Origin of the sequence: Oscillibacter acetigenes (genome assembly GCF_025567605.1) — a bacterium.
GTDB classification, from domain to species: domain Bacteria; phylum Bacillota; class Clostridia; order Oscillospirales; family Oscillospiraceae; genus Oscillibacter; species Oscillibacter welbionis.
Genome location: NZ_JAOQKG010000006.1, coordinates 156,738 through 164,152, shown reverse-complemented (window position 1 = coordinate 164,152; position 7,415 = coordinate 156,738). Strand labels below are relative to the sequence as shown.

The window sequence follows — 7,415 nt, the reverse complement described above, 5'->3', positions numbered from 1 at the left end:
CGTCAAACATGGTCAGCAGCACGCCGTCCAGCTCCAGCCGGGGATTCAGGGACCTGCGGACGATCCGCACCGTATTCATCAGATCGCTGAGGCCCTCCAGAGCGTAGTATTCGCCCTGCACCGGCACCAGGATGGCGTCCGCGGCGCAGAGGGCGTTCAGCGTCAGCAGTTCCAGAGAGGGGGGGCAGTCGATGAACAGGAAGTCGTAGCGATCTTTTACCTTGTCCAGCGCGTCCCGCAGAAGGAATTCCCGGCGCTCCATGCCGATCAGTTCGATCCCGGCGCCGGCCAGCGCCTTGTTGGAGGGGAGAACATCGCCGTATTTGGTGTGCACCAGGGCGTCCTCCACCGGCACTTCGCCGATCAGGGCATCGTAGATTCCCTTGGAGACCGTCTTGTCCACGCCCATTCCAGAAGTGGAATTGGCCTGAGGATCAAAATCACACAGGAGGATGCGCTGCCCGGCCTCCGTCAAGGCCGCGGCGAGATTCACACAGGTGGTTGTTTTCCCCACGCCGCCTTTTTGATTCACAATCGCAATGGTTTTTGCCACGTGGGCACCTACTTTCTGAAAATACCCAATAAGGTAGAAATGCTTATGCTCATTTATTATAGCAAGCGTGGACGGCCGTTGCAAGGAGAAAAGCGGAAAAGCAGAGAAAAGGAAGAGAAAATGTTTCACGTGAAACAAACGGCAGAAAAAGAGCCGCGGATGTTTCACGTGAAACATCCGCAGCCGGTCACAGCAAAAGACGGCAGCCCCAGGGCGGCAGCTGCAAGTGCAGAACACCGCCGGAACAGGGGAGAGTATCTCCGGTGAGGAGATCAGTGGGGCCAGCGCCTTCCCACAGCAGTGTGACAGTGTGGGAGTCCGGTGAGGCGTTGACGGCTGTGGTCAGCCGCTGGTCACCGTCCTGCCGGGCAAAAATCAACAAAGGACCTGCGGTGTAGAGCCAGGAGATGGTGCCGGACTGCAGGGCTGGATACGCATTCCGCAGGGCACCCAGCCGGGTGAACCACGCCAGCAGGTCCCGGTCTTCCCGGCCCCAGGGGTAGGTTCCCCGATTCAGAGGGTCCTCAAAGCCCTCCATCCCGGCCTCATCCCCGTAATAGATCATGGGAGAGCCGGGGAAGGTGAACAGCACCAGCGCCGCCAGCCGCAGCTTGGCGATGCCCGCTGCCCGCTCCCGGGGCAAAAGCCGGTAGGAGGCCCGCTCCGCCTTGGTGTCCGGCGTTCGGTCCGCACCCAGCAGCGTCAGGATGCGGGGGGTATCGTGGGTGCCCAAAAAGTTCATGGCGGAGTAAAAGGCCGCCGGAGGATAGTTCTCCCGCAGGGTCTCCATGGCCTCCCGAAAGTCATCGGCATCCCCGCCGGAGACATAGGCCAGCAGCGCCGTGCGGAAGGGGTAGTTCATCAGCCCGTGGGTCTCACTGCCCAGCAGATACCGCCGCCGCTGGGAGTAGGCGATCTTATTGGAGCCGTCCTCCCACACCTCGCCGATCAGGATGCTGTCAGGGGCCGTCTCCTCCATGGCGGCGCGGATCTTCTCCAGAAACCAGTCCGGCAGCTCATCCGCCACATCCAGTCGCCAGCCGGAAGCTCCGGCACGCAGCCACCGGCGGATAATGGAGTCCTTGCCGTCAATGATGAAATCCACATAAGAGGGAGAGGACTCCTCCACCGCTGGCAGAGTGCGGATGCCCCACCAGGAGTCGTAGGAATCCGGCCAGTGGTGGAACCGGTACCAGCTGTACCAGGGAGAGTCCTGGCTCTGGGCTGCGCCCAGGGTGGGGTAATAGCCGTCGGCATTGAAGTACATGCTCTGGGATCCGGTGTGGTTGAACACGCCGTCCAAAATCACCCGCATCCCCCGCTGTCGGGCCTGGGCGCAGAGAGCGCGGAAATCGGCCTCCGTGCCCAGCATGGGGTCGATGCGGGTATAGTCCGCTGTGTTATAACGGTGGTTGGAGGCGGACTCGAAAATGGGGCAGAGGTACAGTGTGGTGACACCAAGGGCTTTCAAATCGTCCAGTTTCGACGTGATCCCCGCCAGAGTGCCACCAAAGAAGTCCCGGTTGCGGATCTCCCCATCCGGATCCGGCCGCCACTCCGGCGTGTCATCCCAGTCCTCGTGGACCCAGCGCCGTCCAACCAGACCCGCAGAGTCCACGAGTGCCAGACGGCAGAAACGATCTGGAAAAATTTGGTATGCCACACCTGCCCCAAACCAGCCGGGCGTACGGCTTTCCTGGTAGACCGTCAGCTGCCAGGACACGGCCTGTCCGTCACTGCGGTAGCCGGTCTTGTCCAGCAGACAGCCGGTGCCGTCCTCCCGCCAGAAGCGGAAGTGATACCAGAGAAGATCGGGCAGCTCCGGCGCGGTCAGTGTGCCGGAAAAGCAAAGCCGCTCGCCTGCGGGGCCCTCCAGGGGTAGTTCCTGCTCCCGCTGCGTGCCGGAAAACTCACAGGAGAGGACCAGTGCGCAGTGGGAAAAGCCCTCCGTGGCCAGGGGGCGGCAGTGAAAGGTGACCGCCGTTCCGCAGGGGACGGCGCCGAAGGGCTCCTTGCACAGGTCGCAGCGGGGATCAAAGACAAAGGGTTCGCTCATGGGGATGCGTCTCCTTACGGAAGCAGTTGGTTTTCGCCGGTGACGGCACTGCCGGTCTCGTCGGCGGTAAAGTAAGCGTTGAGAATATCCACGCCCGTGGTGGCCAGATTGGAGCCCCAGGTGGCGTGCTCAATGACGATGGCCACGGCGATCTCCGGATCGTCATAAGGGGCGAAGCAAACGAAGACGCCGTTTTCGGTCTGGTTGCCGCCCAGCTCGGAGGTGCCGGTCTTGGCGCCGGCAGTGACCACGCAGTTCCGGAAGGCATTGTAAACAGAGCCGCCGGGCTGGGTGTAGCCCAGCATGCCCTTTTTCACCGCCTCTAGCGTGGAATCCTGCATGGAGACCACGTTGGTGGGCGCCGTGTCGCCCACAGCCAGGACCTCCGTATTGTCATAGGACTTCACGGCCTTCAGCAGGTGGGCCTTGCAGTGCTGTCCGCCGGAGGCCAGTGTGGCGATGTAGTTGGCAAGCTGGAGGGGCGAGTAGAGCTGGTTGGCCTGGCCGAAGGTGGCCCAGGGGGTCTGGTCGTGGCCCGCCTCATTGCTGGGCAAGGTACCGGCGTAATCACCAATCTCAATGCCGGTGTGCTCTCCCAGGCCGAAGGCCTGCAGATACTCCCGGAAGGTGTCCATGCCCATTCGGTATCCCATCTCCGCGAAGAAGTAGTTGCAGGACTTGGTGATGGCCTCCGTCACATTAATGAGACCGTGGTTGCCGCCGGCGCAGTTGGCGCCGCTGTGGGTGGGGTCGTTGGGATAGACCCACCGGCTGGGAGAGTAGATCTCCCGGGTGGGAGTGGTGATCCCCTCCTCCAGCGCGGCCACGGCCGTCAGGGGCTTGATGGTGGAGCCGGGGACGTACGTCCCGTTGGTGGCGCGGTTTGTGAAGGGGCGGGCAGGGTCATTGTAGAGAGCCGCGTAAATGCTGCTCTGTCGAAATGTGGAGAGATCATAGGTGGGATAAGAGGCCAGGGCCAGAACTTCCCCCGTGCCCACCTGTACCACCGCCACGGCGCCGCCCCGGGTCTCATCCCCATCCTCCCCGGTCATCCGGGTGATGGTGGCGGCCAGGGCGTCCTCCGCCGCCTGCTGGAGGTCCAGGTCGATGGTCAGCTCCACAGTGTTGCCGGGCACCGGCTCCTTGGAGTAATACTCGCCGGTGATCTTGCCGTCCTCGTTCAGGGAGACCACCCGGGTGCCGTCGGTGCCCTTGAGATGGGATTCAAAGGCCGCCTCCACGCCGTCCTTGCCCACATAGTCGTTCCAGTTATATCCCTCGCCCAGGGCCTCCTTTTCCGCACTGTCGTTGATTTTTCCGAGATACCCCAGGATATGCGCCCCGTAGGTCGTCTCGTACTCCCGTACGGAGGAGGGGGTGATCTTGGCTCCGGCGTAGTCGCCGTCGTTCAGCAGGGAGATCAGCTCCGCATCGATATCCTCCGCCAGCACATAGGGGTCCGTCCTGGCGAGATTTCGGCTGCGGATCTCGTACTGGACGCCCAGCACCAGCTGGGCCTCCTCCACGGAAAAAGAGGCGGAGAGGCCGAAATCCTTCCGCATCAGGGCGATCAGCCGCGTGGCGGAGAGACCGGACCCTTCCAGCATGGCGCCGGTCAGCTGACTGGAGGTCAGCTCCTCCAGCAGGGCCTGGGCCTTGCCGGCCTGATCCAGCTCCTCATCCGCCAGGATGTCGTCGGCGGGGTTTTCCCTGTTGCCCTCCTCGTCCGTGGTCTCCAGCAGGGCAGGATGCTCCAGCAGATAGGCGGCCAGGGCGTTCGCGGCCTCGTCCAGATCCTTCAGATAGGTGAGAAAGCGGCTCCTGGCGGCGCTGTCCAGGGAGTCGATGGTGTAGGCGAAGGGGGCGGAGCGGGAGATGGGCAGAGAATCCACCCAGTTGATCCCCCGGCTCTGACACAGCTGCAGCAGCCGCAGGAGGGACTCGTTGGCATCTTCGTCCTTCTCCAGCAGGGAGGCGTCAAAGGTCAGGTTGTAGGAGGAGCGGCTGGACACCAGCACCTTGCCGTTTCGGTCGGTGATATTGCCCCGGGCGGCCTCCACGGTCTCCGACCGGGCGATGCTGCGGACGGAGCTGGCGTAGTAATAGTCGTAATTGTTCACCTGCGTGTCGTACAGGACCCCGATGTAGACCGCAGCCACAATGAAAAACAGGGCTGCCAGAACATACAGGCGCAGATGATGGGCTTCCTTATGGTCCATAGACAGCCTCCTTCTCAGTCGTCCAGGTGGGTGCGGCGGAACACGGCAGAGAACAGCAGCACCACCGGGACCACCAGCAGGATGGAGACGCAGACCTCCCGCAGGAAGACCTGGGCCCCCGCAGCCCAGGCGGCTTTCCCCCCAGCCCACAGCACGATACAGTGAAAGGCGTCTGTAAGGAGGAAGGAGAGCACGGAGGTGACCACCCCACAGAGAAAGCCTGCCGGCAGCAGGCTCTGGGAGATCAGCGCCGCGCATAGCCCCGCCGCGGGAAAGATCAGGGTGTAAAAGCAGGGGATGGACGCCGGCAGCAGCAGGTCGCACAGCACTCCCACCGTCAGGGCGTAGACGGAGGCGGGGAGGGGACCCTCATACATACCCAGGACCGCCACCAGGATGGGGAACACAAAGGGAATGACGCCCCAGAGGGTGATCCGCTGGAGCACCGCCCCCTGGAGCAGGAAGAACACTGCCGTGGCCCCGGCATACAGGGCCCATTTGAAAATGGTCTCATTCCGCGCCAGCAATGCCGGAGCCTCCTTTCCGAACAGGTGGGGACATCCGTCCCATCAGGTCTGGATGTCAAAGGATTTGATGACGAAGACCTCCACCAGACTGTCAAAGTCGGCGGCGGGTTCCAGCACCGCGTAGGAGGCGGCGCCGGAGTCGCTGAGCTGCACCTCCTCCACTGTGCCGACAGAGAGGCCGGAGGGATAATACCCGCCCAGGCCGGAGGTGACCACCAGATCGCCGCCCAGCAGCTGACAGTCCGCGGGCAGATAGTCCAGCCGCAGGCGGTTCTCCCGCATCAGGGAGAAGTCGCCCACCGCCAGCCCCAGGTCCTTGGTGCGGAACACCTGGGCGCCCAGGGAGGTGTCCGTGTCCACGATGGTGAGGACCGTGCACCAGTTGAGTCCCACTTCGCTGACCACACCCACCAGGGCATACGTCTCGTCGATGACGCAGTCGTTCACTTCGACACCGTGATCCGTGCCGATGTTCAGTGTCAGGGAGGAGGTCCAGTTGGTGACCGTGCGCTCCGTGACGGAGGCCGTCTCCAGCTCCAGGTCATAGTTCTGGGGCCGCAGGTTCAGCAGATCCCGCAGGCGGGCGTTTTCCTCATTGTTGGTCTGAGCCAGGCGGTTCTGGGCCTTGAGGATGGCGTTTTCCCGCCGCAGGGCGGCGTTCTCCTCCTCCAGGGCGGTGACGTCCTGATAGTAGTTCTGCTTGTCTGTGATCCAGCCTGTTACAGCGGTGTAGGCCGACCGGAAGGGGGAGGCGATGATCCCCGCCAGATTGGACAGGGGAGAGGAGGTGTTGGAGAAAAAGGACATGAGGGACAGGCTCACGGCGATCACCGCCGTGGCGAACAGGACCCAGATGCCGTGTTCCCGAAAAAATTTCTTCAAAGGAAACCCTCCTGATCGTTGGTCAGCAGAAGAAATGGACGCCGAACCGCTCCAGCATCCGGCTCAAGCGCAGGACCGGCAGACCCATCACGTTGAAAAAGTCACCGTCCAGCCGCTCCACCAGAAGGGCACCCAGCCCCTGGACGCCGTAGGCCCCGGCCTTGTCCATGGGCTCGCCGGTGCGGATGTAGCCCCGGAGCTCCGCCTCCGCGGCAGGGCGGAAATACACGTCGGTGGACGCGCTTTCCGTCAGGATCTCGCCGCCCCGGCGGACGGTGACGCCGGTGCATACCGTGTGGCGGCGGCCCTGGAGGGCCGTCAGCATCCGCAGGGCGTCCGCCTCGTCCACAGGCTTGCCGAGACGCTGGTCGTCCAGAAACACCATGGTGTCGGCAGTGATGATGATTTCCTCCGGTGTGCAGAGAGCGGCGGCCGCGTCGGACTTCTCCCGGGAGATGTACTCCACCGTCTCCCGGGGGGAGAGGCCGGCGGGATAGGTTTCCTCCGTCCGGGGGACCCGGATGTCGAAGTCCGTGATGCCGATGCGCTGGAGCAGCTCCTGCCGCCGGGGAGAGCCGGAGGCCAGTACGATCTTTGCCATGGCCGCGCCCTCACTTTCCGGTGGAGCCGAAGCCGCCCCGGTCGGGGCCGTCCAGATGCTCCACTTTGGTGAAGGTCAGCCGGGGCTGGTTTTTCATGATGCGGAACTGGCAGATCCGGGCGTTTTTCTCAATGGTCACATCCCGGGTGGCGTAGGCGGGCATCCGCCACTGGTCACCGTCGCCCCGGTAGGTGTAGTCTACCACGCCCATGGAGTTGGTCTGCAGAATGCCGTAATTCTTAAAGGTGGAGCTGCGGGGGACGATGTGGGCTTCATACCCCTCCGGCAGGGCGATGGCCACCCCCAAGGGGATCAGCCGGAACTCCCCGGCCTTCATAGTCACGGTTTCCGCCGCATGTAGGTCGATCCAGTCGGACTTGCCCTCCACGTAGCACAGCTCGTCGATGTCATCTGTGAAATATTTTACCTTGATCTCTTCCATGTCAAACTCCAAAATAAATACGGTTTGTATAATATAGAATAAAATTTATGAATTGTATAGGAAATATGATGCTTTCAGGCGGTTAACCCCATTGGATGCAGGAGACAAGTCCCGCTGATGGGCGGACAGATGCAT

Annotated in this window: 7 protein-coding genes; all 7 read right to left on the bottom strand. The window is 62.6% G+C overall.

The features are described from left to right. Nucleotides 1–553: ParA family protein (locus tag OCV80_RS13105; protein WP_267288461.1), on the bottom strand; the 553-nt coding region annotated here is incomplete at its 3' end. 187 nt (nucleotides 554–740) lie between these two features. Beyond that, nucleotides 741–2,609, bottom strand: a complete 1,869-nt coding sequence (locus tag OCV80_RS13100) for a glycoside hydrolase family 13 protein (protein ID WP_267288460.1) — start codon at nucleotides 2,607–2,609, stop codon at nucleotides 741–743. 14 nt (nucleotides 2,610–2,623) lie between these two features. Then, a complete protein-coding gene (locus OCV80_RS13095; protein WP_267288459.1) occupies nucleotides 2,624–4,828 on the bottom strand; it encodes a penicillin-binding transpeptidase domain-containing protein in 2,205 nt (734 codons plus the stop codon). 14 nt (nucleotides 4,829–4,842) lie between these two features. Next, the gene (locus OCV80_RS13090) at nucleotides 4,843–5,355 is read right to left on the bottom strand and encodes a hypothetical protein (protein WP_136891309.1); all 513 of its coding nucleotides are present in this window, start codon (nucleotides 5,353–5,355) and stop codon (nucleotides 4,843–4,845) included. 42 nt (nucleotides 5,356–5,397) lie between these two features. After that, on the bottom strand, nucleotides 5,398–6,237 hold the full coding sequence (gene mreC, locus OCV80_RS13085; protein WP_021751180.1) for a rod shape-determining protein MreC: 840 nt from the start codon (nucleotides 6,235–6,237) through the stop codon (nucleotides 5,398–5,400). Nucleotides 6,238–6,259: 22 nt separating this feature from the next. Then, nucleotides 6,260–6,838, bottom strand: coding sequence for a Maf family protein (locus OCV80_RS13080; protein WP_267288458.1), 579 nt, complete (start codon nucleotides 6,836–6,838; stop codon nucleotides 6,260–6,262). A gap of 10 nt (nucleotides 6,839–6,848) precedes the next feature. After that, complete coding sequence (locus OCV80_RS13075; protein ID WP_021751182.1) at nucleotides 6,849–7,280, bottom strand: dUTP diphosphatase; 432 nt, start codon at nucleotides 7,278–7,280, stop codon at nucleotides 6,849–6,851. Nucleotides 7,281–7,415: the final 135 nt, after the last annotated feature.

Excerpts from the sequence above, each read along its gene's own strand:
- OCV80_RS13075 (WP_021751182.1), bottom strand. The coding sequence starts at position 7,280 with ATGGAAGAGATCAAGGTAAAATATTTCACAGATGACATCGACGAGCTG.
- OCV80_RS13095 (WP_267288459.1), bottom strand. The coding sequence starts at position 4,828 with ATGGACCATAAGGAAGCCCATCATCTGCGCCTGTATGTTCTGGCAGCC.
- OCV80_RS13100 (WP_267288460.1), bottom strand. The coding sequence starts at position 2,609 with ATGAGCGAACCCTTTGTCTTTGATCCCCGCTGCGACCTGTGCAAGGAG.
- OCV80_RS13080 (WP_267288458.1), bottom strand. The coding sequence starts at position 6,838 with ATGGCAAAGATCGTACTGGCCTCCGGCTCTCCCCGGCGGCAGGAGCTG.